The 22,052-nt window shown below is 33.6% G+C and carries 32 protein-coding genes; 31 read left to right on the top strand and 1 reads right to left on the bottom strand.

What is annotated here, in order from left to right:
- Positions 1–4 precede the first annotated feature (4 nt).
- The 27 genes from rpsC to ctlX all read left to right on the top strand — a co-directional run bounded on the left by rpsC (position 5) and on the right by ctlX (position 16,699).
- Positions 5–763, top strand: a complete 759-nt coding sequence (gene rpsC, locus BKM63_RS03285; protein WP_012022487.1) for a 30S ribosomal protein S3 — start codon at positions 5–7, stop codon at positions 761–763.
- A gap of 19 nt (positions 764–782) precedes the next feature.
- Positions 783–1,208 (top strand): 50S ribosomal protein L16, encoded by a 426-nt coding sequence (gene rplP, locus BKM63_RS03280; RefSeq protein ID WP_017495016.1) that lies wholly within the window; start codon positions 783–785, stop codon positions 1,206–1,208.
- 12 nt (positions 1,209–1,220) lie between these two features.
- Entirely contained in the window at positions 1,221–1,412 is a 192-nt protein-coding gene (rpmC, locus tag BKM63_RS03275; protein ID WP_008464297.1) for a 50S ribosomal protein L29, read from the top strand.
- A gap of 17 nt (positions 1,413–1,429) precedes the next feature.
- Positions 1,430–1,690: a 30S ribosomal protein S17 gene (gene rpsQ, locus BKM63_RS03270; protein WP_007803646.1), complete on the top strand. Its 261-nt coding sequence runs from the start codon at positions 1,430–1,432 to the stop codon at positions 1,688–1,690.
- A gap of 2 nt (positions 1,691–1,692) precedes the next feature.
- Positions 1,693–2,061: a 50S ribosomal protein L14 gene (gene rplN, locus BKM63_RS03265; RefSeq protein ID WP_007803649.1), complete on the top strand. Its 369-nt coding sequence runs from the start codon at positions 1,693–1,695 to the stop codon at positions 2,059–2,061.
- Between the two features lie 11 nt (positions 2,062–2,072).
- Positions 2,073–2,387: a 50S ribosomal protein L24 gene (gene rplX, locus BKM63_RS03260; RefSeq protein ID WP_026727873.1), complete on the top strand. Its 315-nt coding sequence runs from the start codon at positions 2,073–2,075 to the stop codon at positions 2,385–2,387.
- Positions 2,388–2,389: 2 nt separating this feature from the next.
- Positions 2,390–2,941, top strand: a complete 552-nt coding sequence (gene rplE / locus BKM63_RS03255; RefSeq protein WP_017495015.1) for a 50S ribosomal protein L5 — start codon at positions 2,390–2,392, stop codon at positions 2,939–2,941.
- 3 nt (positions 2,942–2,944) lie between these two features.
- Complete coding sequence (gene rpsN, locus BKM63_RS03250) at positions 2,945–3,214, top strand: 30S ribosomal protein S14 (protein WP_008464305.1); 270 nt, start codon at positions 2,945–2,947, stop codon at positions 3,212–3,214.
- Positions 3,215–3,292: 78 nt separating this feature from the next.
- On the top strand, positions 3,293–3,691 hold the full coding sequence (rpsH, locus tag BKM63_RS03245) for a 30S ribosomal protein S8 (protein ID WP_029272051.1): 399 nt from the start codon (positions 3,293–3,295) through the stop codon (positions 3,689–3,691).
- Between the two features lie 18 nt (positions 3,692–3,709).
- Positions 3,710–4,252 (top strand): 50S ribosomal protein L6, encoded by a 543-nt coding sequence (rplF, locus tag BKM63_RS03240; RefSeq protein ID WP_071635230.1) that lies wholly within the window; start codon positions 3,710–3,712, stop codon positions 4,250–4,252.
- Between the two features lie 11 nt (positions 4,253–4,263).
- Positions 4,264–4,614, top strand: a complete 351-nt coding sequence (gene rplR, locus BKM63_RS23420; protein ID WP_083572173.1) for a 50S ribosomal protein L18 — start codon at positions 4,264–4,266, stop codon at positions 4,612–4,614.
- A gap of 3 nt (positions 4,615–4,617) precedes the next feature.
- The gene (gene rpsE, locus BKM63_RS23415) at positions 4,618–5,142 is read left to right on the top strand and encodes a 30S ribosomal protein S5 (RefSeq protein WP_085950926.1); all 525 of its coding nucleotides are present in this window, start codon (positions 4,618–4,620) and stop codon (positions 5,140–5,142) included.
- An 11-nt stretch (positions 5,143–5,153) separates the two neighbouring features.
- Positions 5,154–5,336: a 50S ribosomal protein L30 gene (gene rpmD, locus BKM63_RS03230; protein WP_056068811.1), complete on the top strand. Its 183-nt coding sequence runs from the start codon at positions 5,154–5,156 to the stop codon at positions 5,334–5,336.
- A gap of 11 nt (positions 5,337–5,347) precedes the next feature.
- On the top strand, positions 5,348–5,800 hold the full coding sequence (gene rplO / locus BKM63_RS03225) for a 50S ribosomal protein L15 (protein ID WP_071635229.1): 453 nt from the start codon (positions 5,348–5,350) through the stop codon (positions 5,798–5,800).
- Positions 5,801–5,813: 13 nt separating this feature from the next.
- Positions 5,814–7,160 (top strand): preprotein translocase subunit SecY, encoded by a 1,347-nt coding sequence (gene secY / locus BKM63_RS03220; RefSeq protein WP_017495008.1) that lies wholly within the window; start codon positions 5,814–5,816, stop codon positions 7,158–7,160.
- 7 nt (positions 7,161–7,167) lie between these two features.
- A complete protein-coding gene (gene infA / locus BKM63_RS03215; RefSeq protein WP_007136545.1) occupies positions 7,168–7,383 on the top strand; it encodes a translation initiation factor IF-1 in 216 nt (71 codons plus the stop codon).
- A 12-nt stretch (positions 7,384–7,395) separates the two neighbouring features.
- Positions 7,396–7,512 carry a type B 50S ribosomal protein L36 gene (gene ykgO, locus BKM63_RS03210; protein ID WP_002987490.1) on the top strand — a complete coding sequence of 39 codons (117 nt, stop codon included), beginning with the start codon at positions 7,396–7,398 and terminating at the stop codon, positions 7,510–7,512.
- A 2-nt stretch (positions 7,513–7,514) separates the two neighbouring features.
- Positions 7,515–7,889, top strand: coding sequence for a 30S ribosomal protein S13 (gene rpsM, locus BKM63_RS03205; protein WP_012022478.1), 375 nt, complete (start codon positions 7,515–7,517; stop codon positions 7,887–7,889).
- Positions 7,890–7,897: 8 nt separating this feature from the next.
- Positions 7,898–8,281, top strand: a complete 384-nt coding sequence (rpsK, locus tag BKM63_RS03200) for a 30S ribosomal protein S11 (RefSeq protein ID WP_012022477.1) — start codon at positions 7,898–7,900, stop codon at positions 8,279–8,281.
- Between the two features lie 90 nt (positions 8,282–8,371).
- Entirely contained in the window at positions 8,372–8,977 is a 606-nt protein-coding gene (rpsD, locus tag BKM63_RS03195) for a 30S ribosomal protein S4 (protein WP_029272055.1), read from the top strand.
- A gap of 21 nt (positions 8,978–8,998) precedes the next feature.
- Complete coding sequence (locus BKM63_RS03190; protein WP_008464329.1) at positions 8,999–9,991, top strand: DNA-directed RNA polymerase subunit alpha; 993 nt, start codon at positions 8,999–9,001, stop codon at positions 9,989–9,991.
- Between the two features lie 36 nt (positions 9,992–10,027).
- The gene (rplQ, locus tag BKM63_RS03185) at positions 10,028–10,516 is read left to right on the top strand and encodes a 50S ribosomal protein L17 (RefSeq protein ID WP_017495007.1); all 489 of its coding nucleotides are present in this window, start codon (positions 10,028–10,030) and stop codon (positions 10,514–10,516) included.
- 241 nt (positions 10,517–10,757) lie between these two features.
- Positions 10,758–11,876 (top strand): glutamine-hydrolyzing carbamoyl-phosphate synthase small subunit, encoded by a 1,119-nt coding sequence (gene carA, locus BKM63_RS03180; RefSeq protein ID WP_071635228.1) that lies wholly within the window; start codon positions 10,758–10,760, stop codon positions 11,874–11,876.
- Positions 11,877–11,979: 103 nt separating this feature from the next.
- Complete coding sequence (eno, locus tag BKM63_RS03175) at positions 11,980–13,272, top strand: phosphopyruvate hydratase (RefSeq protein WP_053470835.1); 1,293 nt, start codon at positions 11,980–11,982, stop codon at positions 13,270–13,272.
- A gap of 157 nt (positions 13,273–13,429) precedes the next feature.
- Complete coding sequence (locus BKM63_RS03170) at positions 13,430–14,707, top strand: citrate synthase (RefSeq protein ID WP_071635227.1); 1,278 nt, start codon at positions 13,430–13,432, stop codon at positions 14,705–14,707.
- A gap of 63 nt (positions 14,708–14,770) precedes the next feature.
- Positions 14,771–15,685: a dimethylarginine dimethylaminohydrolase family protein gene (locus BKM63_RS03165; RefSeq protein ID WP_071635226.1), complete on the top strand. Its 915-nt coding sequence runs from the start codon at positions 14,771–14,773 to the stop codon at positions 15,683–15,685.
- 78 nt (positions 15,686–15,763) lie between these two features.
- Entirely contained in the window at positions 15,764–16,699 is a 936-nt protein-coding gene (gene ctlX, locus BKM63_RS03160) for a citrulline utilization hydrolase CtlX (protein ID WP_071635225.1), read from the top strand.
- A 71-nt stretch (positions 16,700–16,770) separates the two neighbouring features.
- Here the strand turns inward: ctlX and BKM63_RS03155 are convergent, their stop codons facing one another.
- A complete protein-coding gene (locus BKM63_RS03155; protein WP_071635224.1) occupies positions 16,771–17,400 on the bottom strand; it encodes a MarC family NAAT transporter in 630 nt (209 codons plus the stop codon).
- A 152-nt stretch (positions 17,401–17,552) separates the two neighbouring features.
- Between BKM63_RS03155 and BKM63_RS03150 the strand changes: the two genes are divergently transcribed.
- The 4 genes from BKM63_RS03150 (at position 17,553) to BKM63_RS03135 (ending at position 22,047) form a co-directional block, all read left to right on the top strand.
- A complete protein-coding gene (locus BKM63_RS03150) occupies positions 17,553–17,918 on the top strand; it encodes a CoA-binding protein (RefSeq protein WP_071635223.1) in 366 nt (121 codons plus the stop codon).
- 177 nt (positions 17,919–18,095) lie between these two features.
- A complete protein-coding gene (recR, locus tag BKM63_RS03145; RefSeq protein WP_071635222.1) occupies positions 18,096–18,716 on the top strand; it encodes a recombination mediator RecR in 621 nt (206 codons plus the stop codon).
- Positions 18,717–18,786: 70 nt separating this feature from the next.
- On the top strand, positions 18,787–19,581 hold the full coding sequence (locus tag BKM63_RS03140) for a polysaccharide biosynthesis/export family protein (RefSeq protein ID WP_071635221.1): 795 nt from the start codon (positions 18,787–18,789) through the stop codon (positions 19,579–19,581).
- Positions 19,582–19,596: 15 nt separating this feature from the next.
- On the top strand, positions 19,597–22,047 hold the full coding sequence (locus tag BKM63_RS03135) for a polysaccharide biosynthesis tyrosine autokinase (protein WP_071635220.1): 2,451 nt from the start codon (positions 19,597–19,599) through the stop codon (positions 22,045–22,047).
- The last annotated feature ends 5 nt before the right edge of the window (positions 22,048–22,052 follow it).

Genomic DNA, 22,052 nt, shown 5'->3' with positions numbered 1-22,052 from the left:
CAGCATGGGACAAAAGACAAATCCAATTGGAAATAGACTTGGTATCATCAGAGGGTGGGACTCAAACTGGTATGGTGGAAATGATTACGGTGATAAACTTGCCGAAGATCACAAAATCAGAAAGTATATCCACGCTCGTTTATCAAAAGCTAGTGTATCAAAAGTAATCATCGAGAGAACTTTGAAACTTGTAACCGTTACTATCACTACTGCTAGACCTGGTATTATTATCGGAAAAGGCGGACAAGAGGTAGACAAGTTAAAAGAAGAACTTAAGAAAGTTACTGACAAAGAGGTTCAAATTAACATCTTTGAAATTAAAAGACCTGAGTTAGATGCTTATCTTGTGGCGACAAGCATCGCTCGTCAAATCGAAAGCCGTATTTCTTACAGACGTGCAATCAAAATGGCTATTGCTGCTTCTATGCGTATGAACGCTGAAGGTATCAAAGTTTTGATTTCTGGTCGTTTGAATGGTGCAGAGATGGCGCGTTCAGAAGGTTTCAAAGAAGGTAGAATTCCTCTATCAACTTTCAGAGCTGATATTGATTATGCTTTGGCTGAAGCTCACACTACTTACGGTAGAATGGGTATCAAAGTATGGATCATGAAAGGTGAAGTTTATGGAAAGAGAGATCTTTCTCCACTTGCTGGAATGGATAAAAAACAATCTGGTACTGGCGGTGGTAAAGGTGGAGATGCCCCTAGAGGTAAATCTAACTTTAATAAAGGTGGAAAACCAGACGCTCGTAAAAGAAAGTAAATTTTTAAACTAAAGAAAAATGTTACAGCCTAAAAGAACAAAATACCGTAAGGTACAAAAAGGTAAAATGAAAGGTAACTCTCAAAGAGGGCATGAACTTTCTAATGGAATGTTTGGTATTAAATCTGTACATGAAGATGGAATGTTCTTAACTTCTCGTCAAATCGAAGCTGCGCGTATCGCTGCAACTCGTTACATGAAGAGAGAGGGACAATTATGGATTAAAATATTTCCAGACAAACCTATTACTAAGAAACCTCTTGAAGTACGTATGGGTAAAGGTAAAGGAGCAGTTGAGTATTGGGCTGCTGTTGTTAAACCAGGAAGAATTATGTTTGAAGTTGGAGGAGTTCCATTGTCAGTTGCAAAAGAGGCTTTACGTCTTGCAGCTCAAAAACTTCCAGTAAAAACTAAGTTCGTCGTTGCTAGAGATTTCGAAGCATAATTAATATTTATTATGAAACAATCAGAAATAAAAGATCTTTCTGCAGCGGAGTTGCAAGAAAAACTTAGTCAAACTAAGAAAGTATATGCTGACCTAAAAATGGCTCACGCTATCTCTCCAATTGCTAACCCACTTCAAATTAGAAGCGTTAGAAGAACAGTTGCAAGATTGGCTACAGAGTTAACTAAAAGAGAGTTACAATAATTGTATTCTGCTGAAAGATGGAAGAAAAAAGAAATTTAAGAAAAGAAAGAATTGGTGTTGTTACTTCGAATAAAATGGATAAATCTATTGTTATTGCTGAAGTAAGAAAAGTAAAACACCCATTATACGGTAAGTTCGTGTTGAAAACTAAGAAATATGTTGCACACGACGAAACAAACGACTGTAACATTGGAGATACTGTAAGAATTAGCGAAACGCGTCCTTTAAGTAAAACAAAATGTTGGAGATTAGTTGAAATCTTAGAAAGAGCTAAATAATTATGGTACAACAGGAATCAAGACTAAAAGTAGCAGATAACACGGGAGCTAAGGAAGTTTTAACTATCCGTGTTTTAGGAGGTACCAAAAGAAGGTATGCCTCTGTTGGTGACAAGATTGTAGTATCTATTAAAGATGCAACTCCAAACGGAAACGTTAAAAAAGGAGCTGTTTCAACTGCAGTTGTTGTGCGTACCAAAAAAGAAGTGAGAAGAGCTGATGGTTCTTATATCCGTTTCGATGACAATGCATGTGTTCTTTTGAACGCTGCAGGGGAAATGAGAGGAACTCGTGTTTTTGGTCCGGTAGCAAGAGAACTTCGTGAAAAACAATTCATGAAAATTGTATCATTAGCACCAGAAGTGCTTTAATTCGTTTTAAGATGATAAAGCTAAAAATAAAATCAGGAGATATCGTAAGAGTTATTGCTGGAGACCATAAAGGTGCTGAAGGTAAAGTTTTACGTGTTTACCGTGAGAAAAATAAAGCGATAGTTGAAGGTGTAAACATGGTTTCGAAACATACAAAACCAAGTGCTAAAAACCCTCAAGGTGGTATCGTTAAGAAAGAGGCTTCTATTCAAATTTCTAACATTGCTCTAATTGACCCTAAAACTAAGGAAACAACTAGAGTAGGTATTAGAGTAGAAGGAGATAAGAAAGTAAGATTTTCAAAAAAATCTAATCAAGTACTATAGTAATGGCATATACACCTAGACTAAAAGAAGAATATAAGAGTAGAGTAATCTCTGCTCTTAAAGAAGAGTTCGGATATACAAACGTTATGCAAGTTCCAAAACTTGAAAAAATCGTTTTGAGCCGTGGAGTTGGTGCAGCTGTATCTGATAAAAAACTTATTGACTATGCAGTTGATGAGTTAACAAAGATCACTGGACAAAAAGCAGTATCTACAATTTCAAAGAAAGACGTTGCGTCATTCAAATTGAGAAAAGGGATGCCTATTGGAGCAAAAGTTACTTTACGTGGTGAAAGAATGTATGAGTTTTTAGATAGACTTATTACTTCTGCTTTACCACGCGTTAGAGATTTTAGTGGTATCAAAGCTACTGGTTTCGACGGAAGAGGTAACTACAATCTTGGAGTTTTAGAGCAAATCATTTTCCCAGAAATTGATATTGACAAAGTAAACAAAATTTCAGGAATGGATATTACATTTGTTACTACTGCAAAAACAGACAAGGAAGCAAAGTCATTATTGGCTGAATTAGGATTACCTTTTAAAAAGAATTAAGATATGGCTAAAGAATCAATGAAAGCCCGTGAGGTGAAAAGAGAAAAAACGGTAGCTAAGTATGCTGAAAAGAGAAAAGCTTTATTAGAAGCTGGAGACTATGAAGGTTTACAAAGATTACCAAAAAACGCTTCACCTGTTCGTTTACACAACCGTTGTAAATTAACTGGAAGACCTAGAGGTTATATCCGTCAATTCGGTATTTCACGTGTAACTTTCCGTGAAATGGCTAATAATGGATTAATTCCAGGTGTAAAAAAAGCCAGCTGGTAATTTAAAAAAGTTTATAAATTGATTAAAGGTTCAGGAGGCAGAGTGCTTCCTGAAAACCATAATCGCAATCAAATACATATGTATACAGATCCTATTGCAGATTATTTGACTAGAGTTCGTAACGCTGTGGCTGCAAACCACAAAGTTGTTGAAATTCCAGCTTCTAATCTTAAAAAAGAAATAACTAAGATCTTATTTGATCAAGGTTATATCTTGAGTTACAAATTTGAGACGAACACTGTTCAAGGTTCTATCAAAATTGCTTTAAAGTATGATAAAGATACTAAAGAGCCTGTAATTAAAGATATCCAAAGAATTAGTAAACCTGGTTTACGTAAATATGCAGGTGCTGCCAAATTACCAAGAATCCTTAACGGATTAGGAATTGCAATTGTTTCAACTTCAAAAGGTCTTATGACTGGAAAACAAGCGAAACAATTAAATGTAGGTGGTGAAGTAATTTGTTACGTATACTAATTTTAAAGACTAAATAAGATGTCAAGAATAGGTAAAAGCCCAATTGTAGTTCCTGCTGGAGTAACTGTAGAAGTTAAGGACGGTATTATTACAGTAAAAGGAAAAAAAGGTCAACTAACTCAGGAGTTTTCGGACGTAAATGTAAAAGTTGAAGGCGATCAAGTACAAGTTGAAAGATCGTCTGATCATAAAGACCATAGAGCAAAACACGGATTATACAGATCATTAATCAATAATATGATTATTGGAGTAAATGAAGGTTTTACAAAAGAACTTGAATTAGTTGGAGTTGGTTATAGAGCTTCAAACCAAGGTCAAAAATTAGATTTAGCTCTTGGATATTCTCACAATATTGTTTTAGAAATTGCTCCAGAAGTAGCTTTAGAAACGATATCTGAAAAAGGTAAGAACCCAATCGTAAAATTAACATCATTTGATAAACAACTTTTAGGACAAGTTGCTGCGAAAATCAGAGGTTTCCGTAAGCCAGAGCCATATAAAGGTAAAGGTGTTAAATTTGTGGGTGAAGTATTAAGAAGAAAAGCGGGTAAATCAGCTTAAAAAATAAGATTATGTCATTAACAAAATCTGAAAGAAGACAGAGAATTAAATTCAGAATTAGAAAAACGATTAGTGGTTCTGCTGCTAAACCAAGACTATCTGTATTTAGAAGTAACAAAGAAATTTATGCTCAACTTATTGATGATGTAAATGGAGTTACTATATTAGCTGCATCTTCGAGAGAAAAAGAAATAGGAAAAGGTACTAACGTTGAAATCGCTGCTGCTGTTGGAAAATTAGTTGCAGAGAAAGCGTTAAAAGCTGGGATTGATACCATTACTTTTGATAGAGGTGGATATTTATATCACGGTCGTATTAAATCATTAGCAGAAGGCGCAAGAGCGGCTGGACTTAAATTCTAATATATTATGTCTAAATACAAAAATGTAGAATTGGTAAAACCAAGTGGTCTTGAACTTAAAGACCGTCTGGTAAGTGTTAATCGTGTTACTAAAGTTACAAAAGGGGGTAGAGCTTTCGGTTTTTCTGCTATTGTAGTTGTAGGTGATGAAAATGGAGTAGTTGGTCACGGATTAGGAAAATCTAAAGACGTTTCTGAAGCAATTGCGAAAGCAGTAGAAGATGCTAAGAAAAATTTAGTAAAAATTCCTTTGAATGGTCAATCTGTTCCTCACGAACAAAAAGGTAAATTTGGTGGTGCACGTGTATTCTTAATTCCTGCTTCTCATGGTACAGGAGTTATTGCTGGTGGAGCTGTTCGTTCGGTTCTTGAATCAGTAGGTATTCACGATGTATTATCTAAATCTCAAGGATCATCAAATCCTCATAACGTAGTTAAAGCAACTTTTGATGCTTTATTACAAATGAGAAGCGCTCATACTGTTGCAAAACAAAGAGGTGTTTCTTTAGAAAAAGTTTTTAAAGGTTAATCAAGGAAATTATGGCTAAATTATTAGTAAAACAAGTAAGAAGCAAGATCAACTGCCCTCTTTCTCAAAAGAGAGGTTTAGAAGCTTTAGGTCTACGTAAAATGGGACAAGTTGTGGAGCATGAGTCAAATCCTGCTATCCTTGGGATGATAAACAAAGTTAAACACTTAGTTTCTGTCGAAGAAGCTAAATAACAAATACTGTTATGAATTTAAGTAACTTACAACCTGCTGAGGGATCAACGCACAATCAAAATAAAAGATTAGGTAGAGGAGAAGGTTCTGGAAAAGGTGGCACTGCTGCAAGAGGTCACAAAGGAGCAAAATCTCGTTCTGGTTATTCTAAAAAGATTGGTTTTGAGGGTGGACAAATGCCGCTTCAAAGACGTGTTCCTAAGTTTGGTTTCAAAAACATCAATCGTAAAGAATACGAAGGTGTTAATTTAGATAAGCTTCAATTATTAGTAGACAATGGTGTGATTACTGATTCTGTTTCTATGACAGATTTCGTAGCAAATCGTCTAGCTACCAAAAATGAAATCGTTAAGATTTTAGGTAGAGGAGAATTGAAAGCAAAATTAAAAGTAACTGCCCACAAATTTACTGCTACTGCAAAAGCGGCTATTGAAGCTGCTGGTGGAGAGGCTGTAACTATATAACTTATCTATTAAGATGAAGAAATTTATTGAATCAATAAGTAATGTTTGGAAAATCGAAGAACTGAAAAACAGAATCTTAATTACATTAGGATTGCTTTTAGTATATCGTTTTGGTGCACACGTTACGCTTCCTGGTATTGACGCAACTCAATTAACAGGTTTAGCGGGACAAACTAAAAATGGTTTAGGATCTATCCTGGACATGTTTACTGGGGGTGCTTTCTCTAAAGCTTCAGTTTTTGCTTTAGGTATTATGCCTTATATTTCTGCATCTATTGTTGTTCAGTTAATGGGAATTGCGATTCCTTATTTGCAAAAACTTCAAAATGATGGAGAAAGTGGTAGAAAAAAGATTAATCAAATCACTCGTTGGTTGACTATAGCTATTACACTGGTTCAAGGTCCAACTTATATCTATAATTTATACAGAACATTGCCTGGTAGTGCATTTCTACTAGGCTTTAATTCTCCTGAATTTTTGTTCTCGTCTGTTATCATTTTAGTTACAGGTACAATTTTTGCTATGTGGCTTGGTGAGAAGATTACAGATAAAGGTATTGGAAATGGAATTTCATTATTAATTATGGTTGGTATCTTAGCTCGTTTACCGCAAGCTTTTATTCAAGAGTTTACTACGAGAGTTACCAATAACAATGGAGGTCCAATGTTGTTAGTTATTGAAATTATTGTGTGGTTATTAGTAATCATTTCTTGTGTATTGCTTACAATGGCAGTACGTAGAATTCCGGTTCAGTACGCTCGTCGTACAACAACTGGTGACTATGAGCAAGATTTGGCAGGAGGTAATAGACAATGGATTCCTCTAAAGCTTAATGCTTCTGGAGTTATGCCAATCATTTTTGCTCAGGCAATTATGTTTATCCCTGCAGCTGTAGCTGGACTGTCTAAGTCAGATACATCACAATCTATTGTTGGTGCATTTAGTAATATGTTTGGTTTTTGGTATAACTTTGTTTTTGCAACTTTAATTATTGTATTTACATTCTTTTATACTGCAATCACTGTACCTACTAACAAAATGGCTGATGATTTAAAAAGAAGTGGTGGTTTTATTCCTGGAGTTCGTCCGGGAGCTGAAACTTCAGATTTCTTAGATAAAGTGATGTCTTTAATAACTTTCCCAGGATCTTTATTCCTTGCTTTGATTGCTGTGTTCCCAGCTATTGTTGTAAGTATTATGGATGTACAACAATCTTGGGCAATGTTTTTTGGAGGTACCTCATTAATAATTATGGTTGGGGTTGCAATAGATACTATTCAACAAATCAATTCATACTTGTTAAACAAACATTATGATGGTTTAATGAAGACTGGTAAAAATAGAAAAGCAGTAGCTTAATATATTTATGGCAAAACAATCAGCAATAGAACAAGACGGATCAATCATCGAAGCATTATCTAATGCGATGTTCCGTGTGGAGTTAGAAAATGGACATATTGTAATTGCTCATATTTCTGGAAAGATGCGTATGCATTATATCAAATTATTACCTGGTGATAAAGTGAAACTAGAAATGAGTCCTTACGATTTGTCAAAAGCAAGAATTACTTATCGATATTAAAGGATATTCACTATGAAAGTTAGAGCATCAGTAAAAAAGAGAAGTGCCGAGTGCATTATCGTGCGTAGAAAAGGAAGATTGTACGTGATAAACAAAAAGAATCCTAGATTTAAACAAAGACAAGGATAATTATGGCAAGAATAGCAGGGGTAGATATCCCAAAAAACAAGAGAGGTGTTATAGCACTTACCTACATCTTCGGATTAGGAAAAAGTAGAGCTATTGAGATTTTAGAGAAAGCTCAAGTTAGCCAAGATAAAAAAGTTCAAGATTGGAATGATGATGAGATCGGAGCGATTCGTGACGCTGTTTCATTTTACAAAATTGAAGGAGAGTTACGTTCTGAAGTTTCTTTAAACATCAAACGTTTAATGGATATTGGTTGTTATAGAGGAATTCGTCATAGATCTGGTCTTCCATTAAGAGGTCAAAGAACTAAAAACAACTCTAGAACTAGAAAAGGAAAAAGAAAAACTGTTGCTAACAAGAAAAAAGCAACTAAATAATAAGTAATATGGCTAAAGCAACTGCAAAAAAACGTAAAGTTATCGTTGAATCAACGGGTGAAGCTCATATTTCTTCGACTTTCAACAATATTATCATTTCTTTGACAAATAAGAAAGGTGAAGTTATTGCTTGGTCTTCAGCTGGTAAAATGGGTTTCAGAGGTTCTAAAAAGAACACTCCGTACGCAGCTCAAATGGCAGCAGAAGATTGTAGTAAAGTAGCTCTTGAGGCAGGACTTAAAAAAGTAAAAGTTTATGTAAAAGGACCAGGAAACGGACGTGAGTCTGCTATCCGTTCTATTCATAACGGTGGAATTGAAGTTACTGAGATTATCGATGTTACTCCAATGCCTCACAACGGATGTCGTCCTCCAAAAAGACGTAGAGTTTAATACTCAAAATAATATAGTATAACCTAGATTGAAAATAGATTATCGAAGGATAAGACCTGAATTCATAATCTCAATCTTAAACAATTCAAAATGGCAAGATATACTGGTCCTAGCACAAGAATCGCTCGTAAATTTGGCGAAGCAATCTTCGGAGATGATAAATCTTTCGAAAAAAGAAATTACCCACCTGGACAACACGGGATGGCTAAAAAAAGAGGAAAAAAATCTGAGTACGCTGTTCAGTTAATGGAAAAGCAAAAAGCTAAATATTCTTATGGAATTTTAGAAAAACAATTCAGAAATTTATTCGAAAAAGCATCAGCTACTAAAGGTGTTACTGGTGAAGTTTTATTACAATTATGTGAAGCAAGATTAGATAATGTTGTTTTTAGAATGGGAATTGCTCCATCTAGAAGAGGTGCTCGTCAAATAGTATCTCACAGACACATTACTGTTAATGGTGAAGTTGTAAATATTCCTTCTTACCACCTTAAACCTGGTGATAAAGTTGCAGTTCGTGAAAAATCTAAATCTTTAGAAGCTATCGAACGTTCTTTGTCAAATTCAAGTCATGTTTATGAATGGATTACCTGGAACAATGATCTTAAAGAAGGAACTTTCGTTTCTGTACCTGCAAGACTTCAAATTCCAGAAAACATTAAAGAGCAATTAATCGTAGAGTTGTACAACAAATAATAATTGACTTAGTCGAAATTTATGGCAATATTTAATTTTCAAAAGCCCGATAAAGTTATCATGATCGATTCAACCGATTTTGAAGGTAAATTCGAATTTAGACCTTTAGAACCTGGTTATGGATTGACAGTTGGTAATGCACTTAGAAGAGTTTTGCTTTCAGCATTAGAAGGTTATGCAATTACATCTGTTCGTATCGAAGGTGTAGATCATGAGTTTTCTACTATTTCAGGTGTTGTTGAAGATGTTACCGAAATTATCCTTAATCTAAAACAAGTACGTTTCAAACGTCAGATCGAAGATATCGATAATGAATCAGTTACTATTTCTGTTTCTGGTAAAGATCAATTAACAGCAGGTGATTTTCAAAAATTTATCTCAGGTTTTCAAGTTTTGAATCCAGACCTTGTTATCTGTAATTTAGATTCTAAAATCAAATTGAACTTCGATTTAACAATCGAAAAAGGTAGAGGATACGTTCCTGCTGAAGAGAACAAAAAACAGAATGCTGCAATTGGAACAATTTTTACAGATTCTATTTTTACTCCGGTAAAAAATGTAAAATATGCAATTGAAAACTTCCGTGTAGAGCAAAAAACAGATTACGAAAAATTAGTTTTTGAAATCAAAACTGATGGATCTATTAATCCAAAAGATGCTCTTACTGAGGCTGCTAAAGTTTTAATTCACCATTTCATGTTGTTTTCTGACGAAAGAATTACACTTGAGGCTGACGAAATTGCACAAACAGAATCGTATGATGAAGAGTCATTGCATATGAGACAATTGCTTAAAACTAAGCTTGTTGATATGGATTTATCTGTGAGAGCATTAAATTGCTTGAAAGCGGCTGAAGTTGATACACTTGGTGATTTAGTATCGTTCAATAAAAATGACCTAATGAAATTCCGTAACTTCGGTAAAAAATCTTTAACTGAACTTGATGAACTTGTTGCAGTTAAAAATTTAACTTTCGGAATGGATTTAGCTAAATACAAATTAGATAAAGAATAATTCAATCCGCCTCGGCGGATTAAATTTAAAATAGCAATGAGACACGGAAAAAAATTCAATCACTTAAGCAGACAGACTGGACATAGAAAAGCTATGTTGGCTAATATGGCTTGTTCTCTTATTGAGCACAAACGTATTAACACTACTGTTGCTAAAGCTAAAGCGCTTAAACAATTCGTTGAGCCTTTAATCACTAAATCAAAAGAAGATACGACTCACAATCGTCGTATTGTTTTTGCATACCTACGTAGCAAATATGCTGTAACTGACTTGTTCAGAGATGTGGCTGCTAAAGTTGGAGACCGTCCAGGTGGATACACTCGTATCATTAAAGTTGGAAATCGTTTGGGAGATAATGCTGATATGGCAATGATCGAACTTGTAGATTTCAATGAACTTTACAATGGTGGTAAAAAAGAAGTTAAAAAAGCAAAAAGCCGTCGTGGTGGTAAAGCTAAAAAAGCTGAGGGTACTCCTGAAGCTCCTGCTGCTGAATCAGAAACGACTACTGAAGCTTCTGAATAATTATGAAAGTAATGATTCTATAGAAATCAAGGATAAGCTAATTTTTAGTTTATCCTTTTTTTTTGATTTTTTTTAAAGAGCAAAATTTAACTTATTTCAACGCCTTGGTTTTATTTTTATGAATGAAATTTTTAAAAAATCTTGGCAGCGCTCTTTTAAAGAAGTAAATTTGCAAAATATCTAATTACAAATGAAACATCAAAAGTTTCATAAGACGATTAAAAACAATACAAATTAAAGAATGAAATACACAACACGACAAAGCGCCATTTTATTACTTAGCGATGGAACTATTTTTCATGGTAAATCTATCGGAATCAGCGGTAAAACTTTTGGTGAAGTTTGTTTTAATACTGGAATGACCGGATATCAGGAGATTTTTACAGATCCTTCTTATTTTGGTCAAATTATGGTTGCGACTAATCCGCATATTGGTAATTATGGTGTTAATGATTTAGAAGTTGAGTCAGACAGCATAAAAATTGCTGGTTTGGTTTGTAAAAACTTTAGCTTTAATTATTCAAGAGAAGGTGCTTCTGGAAGTTTAGAGGATTACTTTGCTAAGCAAAATCTAATTTGTATTTCTGATGTTGATACAAGAGCTCTTGTAAGTTACATTCGTGATAACGGCGCAATGAATGCGGTAATTTGCACGGACGGAACTTCAATTGAAGATTTAAAGAAAGAATTAGCAAATGTTCCAAATATGGAGGGTTTAGAACTTGCTTCGAAAGTATCGACGACTGAACCGTATTTTGTTGGAGATGAAAATGCAACTTATAAAATTTCTGCACTTGACCTTGGAATTAAAAAGAACATTTTAAGAAATCTTGCTAAGAGAGATTGTTACATAAAAGTTTTTCCATACAACTCAACTTATGAGGATTTAAATTCGTTTAATCCGGATGGTTTCTTCTTGTCGAATGGGCCTGGGGATCCAGATCCTTTATTTGGAGCGATTGAAGTAGCAAAGAAAATTCTTGCTCAGGATAAACCTTTATTTGGGATCTGTCTAGGACATCAGGTAATTGCTTTGGCAAATGGAGTTCAGACTTATAAGATGTTTAATGGACATCGTGGTATTAATCACCCGGTAAAGAATTTGATTACTGGAAAAGGAGAGATTACTTCTCAGAATCATGGTTTTGCTGTAAACAAAGAACAATTAGATAATCATCCTGATTTAGAAATTACACATTTACATTTAAATGATGGAACTGTGGCGGGTATGAGAATGAAAAATAAGAATTGTTTTTCAGTGCAATATCACCCAGAAGCAAGTCCTGGACCACATGATTCGTCTTATTTATTTGATCAATTTGTTGAGAATATAAAACTAGCTGCCTCTAAAACGATGTAGTTAATAAATAAAGGTGTTTAATAAGGAAAATACGTTTTTAATATTGAATATTTTTATAATTTCGGAAAAAAAATATATTATCTATTAATAAAAAACAAAAATAATGAGTATTATAATTAAAGTTCACGCAAGACAAATTCTGGATTCCAGAGGAAATCCAACTATTGAGGTTGATGTAGTAACTGAGAACGGAGTTTTAGGTAGAGCTGCGGTTCCATCTGGAGCATCAACTGGAGAACACGAAGCTGTTGAATTACGTGACGGAGGTAAGGCTTATCTTGGAAAAGGAGTTTTAAATGCAGTGAACAATGTAAATACTGTTATTGCTGAAGAATTAGTTGGAACTTCTGTTTTTGAACAAAATACTATCGATCAATTAATGATTGATTTAGATGGAACTCCAAATAAATCTAAATTAGGAGCTAATGCTATTTTAGGAGTTTCTTTAGCTGCTGCAAAAGCGGCTGCAAACGAACTTGGATTACCTTTATACAGATACGTAGGTGGAGTTTCTGCTAATACATTACCTGTTCCAATGATGAACATCATCAATGGAGGTTCTCACTCTGATGCGCCTATCGCATTCCAAGAGTTTATGATTTTCCCTGTAAAAGCGACTTCGTTTACTCACGCGATGCAAATGGGAACTGAAATTTTCCACAGCTTGAAAAAAGTTTTACACGATAGAGGTTTAAGTACAGCTGTTGGTGATGAAGGAGGTTTTGCTCCAAACTTAGCTGGTGGAACGGAAGATGCTTTGGATACTATCAAACTTGCGGTTGAAAAGGCAGGTTATACTTTCGGTGACGAAATTATGATTGCTCTTGATTGTGCTGCTTCTGAGTTTTATGTAAACGGAAAATACGATTACACTAAATTTGAAGGCGAAACTGGAAAAATCAGAACATCTGAAGAACAAGCTGATTATTTAGCGGAACTTGCAGCTAAATATCCAATTATATCTATCGAAGATGGTATGTACGAAGATGACTGGGATGGATGGAAATACTTAACTGAAAAAATTGGAAACAAAGTACAATTAGTAGGTGATGATTTGTTTGTGACTAATGTTGCTCGTTTGTCTACTGGTATTGAAAAAGGTATTGCTAATTCAATCCTTGTAAAAGTAAACCAAATTGGTACTTTAACAGAAACTATCGCTGCAGTAAATATGGCTAAAAATGCTGGGTATACTTCAGTAATGTCTCACCGTTCTGGAGAAACTGAAGATAATACAATTGCGGACTTAGCAGTTGCTTTAAACTGTGGTCAAATTAAAACTGGTTCAGCATCTCGTTCTGATCGTATGGCAAAATACAATCAATTATTAAGAATCGAAGAAGAGTTAGGAAGTACTGCTTATTTCCCTGGATTAAACGCTTTCAAGATCAAATAATTATAAGAATTATATAGTAATATTAAACCATTCGTTTTTTACGAATGGTTTTTTTTTGGACTTTTAACAAATTCATAGCAGTATTCTTTTTTTAATTAGTCTTAAATTCATTAGATTTGGTAAATTATTATTTTATAGAATTATTTCCAATTATATTATGTCAAAAATAGCTACATTAGAAATAGATGGTAAGAAAATTGAACTTCCAATAATCACAGGAAGCGAAAATGAATCAGCTATCGATATTAACAAATTACGTGATTTAACTGGTATTATTACTCTTGATCCGGGATATAAAAATTCTGGATCTTGTAAAAGTGAAATTACTTTTTTAGATGGCGAATTAGGAATTTTACGTTACAGAGGATATTCAATCGAAGACTTGGCTGAAAAGGCTAACTTTTTGGAAGTTTCTTATCTGTTGATTTTTGGAGAATTACCAACAGCTCAGGAATTAGAGCAATTCGAAAATGGTATTAAAAAACATACTTTGGTAAACGAAGAGATGAAAAATATCATTGACGGTTTCCCAAAAACAGCTCATCCAATGGGTGTACTATCTGCCTTAACAAGTGCTTTAACAGCATTTAATCCAAAAGCAGTTAATGTGGACAATGAAAAAGAAATGTACGAAGCCATTTGTAAAACAATGGGTAAATTTCTTGTAATCGCAACTTGGACTTATAGAAAATCTATGGGGTATCCTTTAAATTATTACGATAATACAACGGGATATGTAGAGAACTTTATGCAATTGATGTTTAAGCTGCCTACAGGGCCTTATTCGGCAAATCCAGTTGTAGTTGATGCTTTAGATAAATTATTTATTCTTCATGCAGATCACGAACAAAATTGTTCTACATCTACAGTAAGAATGGTAGGTTCATCTCATGCAGGATTATTTGCTTCTATTTCATCTGGAGTTTCAGCTCTTTGGGGGCCTCTTCATGGAGGTGCAAATCAAGCAGTGCTTGAAATGCTGGAAGAAATTAATAAAGATGGAGGAGATACGGATAAATTCTTGGCGAAAGCAAAAGATAAAAATGATCCTTTCCGTTTAATGGGATTTGGTCATAGAGTTTATAAAAACTTTGATCCAAGAGCAAAAATCATCAAAAAAGCAGCTAAAGAAGTTTTAGAAACTTTAGGAGTTGAAGATCCTATTTTAGAAATAGCTAAAAAATTAGAAGCTGCGGCTTTAGAAGATGATTATTTTAAATCAAGAAACTTATATCCAAACGTTGATTTCTACTCTGGAATTATCTACAGAGCATTAGGAATTCCAACTGATATGTTTACAGTAATGTTCGCAATTGGAAGACTTCCGGGTTGGATTGCGCAATGGAAAGAAATGCGTGAAAATAAAGAACCAATTGGAAGACCTAGACAAATTTATACTGGACATCCTTTAAGAGAGTTCAAGTCTAATAAATAAAAAAACTAAAGCTTCACTTAACTGTGAAGCTTTTTTTATCTTTGTCCAAAATATAATAAAGTTATGTTGCAATTAAATGTAAAGAACGAAACGTCGAGACTGCGTGCTGTAGTTTTGGGTTCAGCCGTTCATAATGGGCCAACTCCGTCAATTGATGAAGCCTATGATCCTAAATCATTGGAACATATTAAAGCAGGAACATATCCTATTGAAAAAGATATGGTCGCAGAAATGGATGCTTTTAATGCTGTTTTTAAGAAGTATGATGTAACTGTTTATCGTCCTGAAATGATCGAAAATTACAATCAGATATTTGCAAGAGATATCGGATTTGTAATTGATGATATTTTTATAAAGTCGAATATTTTACCTGATCGCGAACGTGAGTTAGATGCTATTCAATACGTAATTGATCAAATTGATCCTTTAAAAGTAGTTCGTCCACCGGAAGAAGTTCATATTGAAGGCGGTGATGTAATGCTTTGGAACGATCATATTTTTATAGGAACTTATAAAGGAAGTGATTACAAAGATTATATAACAGCCAGAACCAATATGCATGGGGTTAAGTTTATTAAAGAATTGTTTCCTGATAAAATTGTAAAAGAATTTGATTTGGTTAAATCAAAATTAGAAGCTCGTGATAACGCATTACATTTAGACTGCTGTTTTCAACCTGTGGGAAGAAATAAGGGAATCATCTATAAAAGAGGTTTTCGAGAAGAGGCAGATTATTTATATTTGGTAAATCTTTTCGGAAAAGAGAACTTATTTCATATCGAAAGAGAAGAAATGTACAACATGTTTTCGAATGTATTTTCGATTGATAAAGATGTTGTTGTTTCTGAGAAAAACTTTACAAGATTAAATAACTGGCTGCGCGCAAATGGCTTTACTGTAGAAGAAATTCCGTATGCCGAAATTGCTAAGCAAGAAGGATTGTTGAGATGTTCAACTTTGCCGTTAATTAGAGACTAAAATATAGTTTCAAAGTTTTAGGTTTCAAGTTTTTTATGCAACGTGAAACCTGAAACCTGAAACAAAAAAATATATAAAATGAAACAAACAACAAATGCAATTGTAATGATTCGGCCTGTTGCTTTCAGAATGAATGAGCAGACTGCCGTAAATAATTATTATCAAAAAGTACTGGATGGTTTATTACCGAGTACAGTTAACGCAAAGGCGCAGCAAGAATTTGATGCTTTTGTTGAAAAACTTAGAGCAGTTGGAGTTGATGTAACGGTAATTGAGGATAATTTGGAAACAGATACTCCAGATAGTATTTTTCCAAACAATTGGGTATCATTTCATGAAAATGGAGATGTGGCTCTTTATCCAATGTTTGCTGAGAATCGTCGTCAGGAACGTCGTGAAGATATTTTAGACACTTTGGAGGAAAAAGGTTTTGAAATTTCAAACATAATGGATTATACATCTGCAGAAGATGATGGTTATTTTTTGGAAGGGACAGGAAGCTTGCTTTTAGACCGTGCCAATGGAAAAGCATATTGCGCATTATCACCGCGTGCAGATGAGGAATTGTTTATTGAATTCTGCGAAGATTTTGATTATGCTCCTGTAATTTTTGAAGCTTTTCAGACTGTTGACGGCGAGCGTAAGTTGATTTATCATACCAATGTTATGATGTGCCTTGGTGAAACTTTTGCTGTTATTTGTGCAGATTGTATCGATGATAAAAAAGAACGTAAAATGGTTCTTGATAATTTAAAAGAAGATAAAAAAGAAATTATATTAATTACAGAAAATCAGGTAAATAATTTTGCCGGGAATATGTTAGAAGTTAGAGGAACAAACGATAAAAAATATATTGTTATGAGTGCATCAGCTCATCAAAGTCTAACCCCGAAACAAGTGCAGCAATTAGAAAAACATGCAGAGATTTTAAGTTCAAGCTTAGATACTATTGAGGCTTGCGGAGGCGGAAGTGCCAGATGTATGATGGCGGAAGTTTTCTTGCCAAGAAATTAAAGTAATTCAAAAAAAACAAAAAGGGATAAAATTAAATTTTTATCCCTTTTTGTTTTTTAGGAGATAATTAATCACATTAAATTTCCTTTGATAATATTTACGATAGAACTTACGATATATTGAATACCTATAGAGATTACAATAAACCCTACAATTCTCGAAATTGCTACAATTCCAGATGCACCTAAAATTCTTGCGAGGTAATGTGCGCTTTTTAGAATCAGAAAAATTACTATTGCAATTGCTATAATTGCCAGGCAGGAAAAAAGAATTTCTTCCATTTCATGATGCTCCTGATAAAATGCAATTAATAAAGAGATAGAGCCAGGTCCGGCAAGCATAGGAATTGCTAATGGAGTTAAAGCTATATCGTTTCTTTGTTGTACTTCGTTTTCAATTTTTTTGTTAATTCCTCGTTTTTTATTGAATTTACCAGAAAGCAATGAAAAACCAGAGTTTACGATTACAATTCCGCCCGCAATGCGAAGTGCATCAATACTTATTCCAAAAAAGGTTAAGACGTATTGGCCAATAAAATAAGAGACCAATAAGATAATGCCAACATTTATGGCAGTCCACAGAGAAATTCGCGAACGTTCTTTTTGTGAGTCATGCTGTGTTAATCCAACAAAAATTGGAACAGTTCCTATTGGGTTAAGTACTGAGAAAAGCGCTGCAAACAGATAGATAAATAGATCCATAGAATATTGGTTAGTAAAGTAAAAATAGTCAAATTTTAATATCTGCAGGCAAATTAATATTATGATATTGTTTTTTACAGTCAATTTTCTAAATCAATAAGACAAGTTAAGCTCATCCTTTTTGACTACTTTTGTGGAATATTCTAAAAATGATGAAAAATAAAAAAACCTTACTTCTTGGTGCTACCACAAAACCAGATCGTTATGCTTTTAGAGCGATAAATGCACTAACTCAAAAAGGACATACAGTTCTTGCAATTGGACAAAATACAGGTGAAGTTGCAGGTGTGAAAATCCATACCAAAGCGGTTCCTGTTAAAAATATAGATACCGTAACCTTGTACTTAAATCCTTCGCGTCAAAGAGATTATTATAATTATATTGTTGAAGCGCAGCCAAAAAGAGTAATTTTTAATCCCGGAACAGAAAACCCTGAACTGTATCAATTACTAGAATTAAATAATATAGAAGTAGAAGTTGCTTGCACTTTGGTTTTGCTGGCTACAAACCAATATTAATATATTAAGGATTTTCTACTGCTTCTTTTATGGTCTCTTTGCTTTAAGATAGTCATAAATGGATGTTGTTTCTATTTGGTCAGATAAATTTTAAGAAACAATTTTTTATTTATGTAAAGAGTTGATTTTAGATGCGTCAAAGCTGCGGATACCATTAAATATGTTACTTTTGTCGTCATGGAATTTTCATCAAAACTAATAGAAAAAGCAGTCAACGAAATGTCGCAATTGCCTGGAATAGGTAAGCGTACGGCATTGCGTTTGGTTCTTCATTTGTTAAAACAGCCAAAAGAGCAGACAGGTTTCTTGTCGCAAGCGCTGTTGAATATGCGTGAAGATATTAAGTTTTGCGAAAATTGCCATAACATTTCGGATACAACAGTTTGCGAAATTTGTGCAAATTCTGCCAGAAATCATCAGACCATTTGTGTAGTTGAAGATATTCGCGACGTCATGGCTATTGAAAATACGGGACAGTATAAAGGGATTTATCATGTTTTGGGTGGGAAAATTTCTCCAATCGAAGGGGTTGGCCCAAGTCAGTTAAATATTTTTAGCTTAGTTGAAAAAGTAAAAGCAGGAAAAATAATTGAGATTATTTTTGCTTTGAGCTCAACAATGGAAGGAGATACTACCAATTTTTATATTTATAAACAAATCGCCGAATCAGAAATAATAATCTCCACTATTGCACGAGGAATCTCTGTTGGAGATGAATTAGAATATGCGGACGAAATTACCCTTGGACGAAGTATTCTGCATCGGGTTCCATTCGAAAAAACTTTCAAAAATAATTAACTAAAATCAAATAAAACATAGATTTTCTGGAAACTAAAGGAAAAGCTATATTTGCGGTAAAATTTTAACAATGACCAGAAAGAGCATCTGTATTCTATTATTAATAAGTGCATTATTTACCTCTTGCATTCCTATAAAAGATCTAACTTATTTGCAAGATAAAAATTCTTCAAGTGAACACCCTAATATTGCTGCGGTAGAATCAAAACCATATAGACTTCAGGTAAATGATGTTTTAAGTATTAATATAAAAGCAATCGATCCAAAGCTGGTAGCTATTTTTAATACAACAGAAAATACTTCTGCAGCCACCGCAAAATCAGAGGCGGTTTTGTATTTTGATGGATTTACGGTTGACGATCACGGAAATATAAGAATGCCAATTTTAGGAGAAATTAACGTTATTGGTTACACTCTAGAAGAGGTTAGGGTTAACATTGAAAAAAAGCTTCTTGAAGAGCATTTTAAAAGCGAAGCTAATATCTTTGTAACAGTAAAACTAGCGGGTTTTAGATATACTATCAATGGAGAAGTTGGAAGTACGGGTACTAAAACATTGTTTCAAGAACGAGTAAATATAATGGAAGCAATCGCGAATTCAGGCGATATTACAACTGTTGGGAATAGAAAATCAGTAACAATCATTCGTCAAACACCTACTGGAGTTCAAATGCATGATCTGGATCTTACTGATGTCAATGTAATGAAGTCACCTTACTATAATCTTCAGCCAAATGATTACATATATGTTAAGCCTTTAAGGCAAAAAACATGGGGAACAGGACAGACAGGTATACAGTCGATAGGTACTATTATAACTTTATTGTCATTAGCAACGACAGTTTATTTGATAATCAAAAATTAAAACTCTATTCAGAAGATGTTAGATATAAAAGATTTTTCCATTTTTGAGAATCATTCAAATTTTGATTTTAAAGGGTTTTTGCTGAAAATTTTAAGTTATTGGAAATGGTTTTTGGCCAGTTTAATAATCGCTTTTACTATTGCATATCAGGTAAATATTCGAAAAGAAAAAATTTACGGAATGCAGACTATGATTTCAATCAAAGAAGAAAGCAATCCGTTTTTTACATCAAATACCAGCTTGGTTTTTAATTGGGGAGGTATTTCTGATCAGGTAAACGGAATTTCGACAATTTTACAATCTCGATCTCACAACGAATTAGTTGTTAATAAACTGCAGTACTATATAGATTATTTAGAACAAGGTAAATATAATTTAATCGATTCTTATGGTGCAGTTCCTTTTTATGTAGACATTGATAAAACAAAAGGACAGCTTGCCAATACTTTAATCAAGATTAAATTTTTAAGTGAAAATGAATACCAAATTGAGATTCCTTTTGAAACTAATTCGGTTTCATTAATAACATATTCAAACAACATATACAGTAATACTTCTGTACAGCCTGTAACTTTTGCTAAAAAATATAAAGTTGGAGAGCAGGTTTCTCTTCCTTTTTTAAACTGGAAATTGCAAATTAATGACAATCCAGGTTTTTATAAAGGAAAAGAATATTTCGTAAAATTTAATGATTTTGACGGAACTGTTGCTCGCTATAGAGAAATAAATGTTGATGCGGATAAAAATGCAGGTTCTCTATTAACTTTAAGTTTACAGGGGACTAACAAAGCAAGAATGGTTGAGTACTTGAACTCGACTGTAAAAATGTTAATTAAAATTCAGCTGGATGGTAAAAACCAGTTCGCGACTAATACAATAAGATTTATAGATAGTACACTTGTTGCTATGGAATCTCAGTTAAAGCAAACGGGTAATGAATTAAAAACTTTCAGAAAAGATAAAAATATATTTGAGATTGAAGACGGAGGAGCAAAATTCTCAGATAAAATAATGGACTTTGATGTAGAAAAAGATCAAGTTACAAGAAAAATTGCTTATTATAATTCTTTAAAAACATATTTGAATAATAGTGTTGATTATTCAAGACTTCCGGCGCCTTCTGTTGCTGGTATAGAAGATCCAAATATTGTTTCAAGTGTTTCAAAACTTATTGCTTTATCGACGCAAAGATCAGAAATGGCTTATGCGGTAAAAAGCGATAAGATTTTTAAGGATTTTGACAATCAAATGCAGGCTGTAAAAAGTGTTTTGTTAGAAAATATTGCTTCTGCAAAAGCTTCTTTATTATACGATCTTTCATTAGTGAATGCTAAAATTGGTCAGGCAGAAAGCACAGTAAGAAAACTTCCGGAAGAGCAGCAGGAATTATTAAAAATCAAGAGAAAATATGATTTAAGCGATAATATTTATACTGAATTTCTTCAGAAACGAAATGAAGCCGAAATTGTAAAAGCTTCTAATTTATCAGATATTCATTTTATTGATCCTGCTAAAGATATTGGCGGGGGGTTAATTGGGCCAAAAACTTCAGCAAATTATGTGCTTGCTTTGTTTTTAGGAATTTTAATTCCACTGATGTTCGTATTTGCGATTTTCTTTATAAATAATTCAATTCAAAATACGGATGATATTAATAAACTAACCGATATACCGATAATAGGTGTTGTGGGGGTTAATAAAGATGCTGTAAGCCTGGCTGTATTTGATAAGCCAAAGTCTGCACTTTCAGAAGCTTTTAGAGGTATTCGTTCGTCATTGCAATTTTTATACAAAAGACAGCAGTTAAACGGTTCAAAAACCTTAATGATTACGTCTTCTATTAGTGGTGAAGGAAAAACTTTTTGCTCTATAAATATCGCAACAGTTTTTGCTTTAAGCGAAAAGAAAACCGTAATTGTTGGTTTAGATTTGAGAAAACCTCGTTTGGCAGATGAATTTTGTTTGACCAATAATCAATTAGGGGTAGTGAATTATTTGATCAGACAAAATACTTTGGCGGAAATTACAAATTCAACCCAGATATCAAATTTGGATGTTATACTTTCAGGACCAATTCCACCAAATCCATCTGAGTTAATTTTAAGCGATGCCATGACTGAGTTGATGGAGGAACTTAAACAGAAATATGATTATATTATTCTGGATACGCCTCCAGTAGGTTTGGTTTCAGATGCTCTGGAGTTAGTTCAATATGCCGATGTTACTCTTTATATAGTAAGACAAAATTATACTAAAAAAGATATGATCACGTTGCTTAATAACAGAATTAAAAGAGGAGAACTGAGTAATGCCAGTATCGTTTTTAACGGTTTTGAAAATAAAGCAAAATATGGTTCTACTTACGGATATGGCTACGGCTATGGAGCTTATGCAAACGGATATCATGAAGAAGAAGAAAAAACTGGAATTTGGAAACTGATTTCTAATGTATTTAGAAAAAAATAATGTAG

It is taken from the genome of Flavobacterium johnsoniae (assembly GCF_001879205.1).
Classification (GTDB): domain Bacteria; phylum Bacteroidota; class Bacteroidia; order Flavobacteriales; family Flavobacteriaceae; genus Flavobacterium; species Flavobacterium johnsoniae_A.
This window is presented reverse-complemented; position numbering and strand designations above follow the sequence as displayed.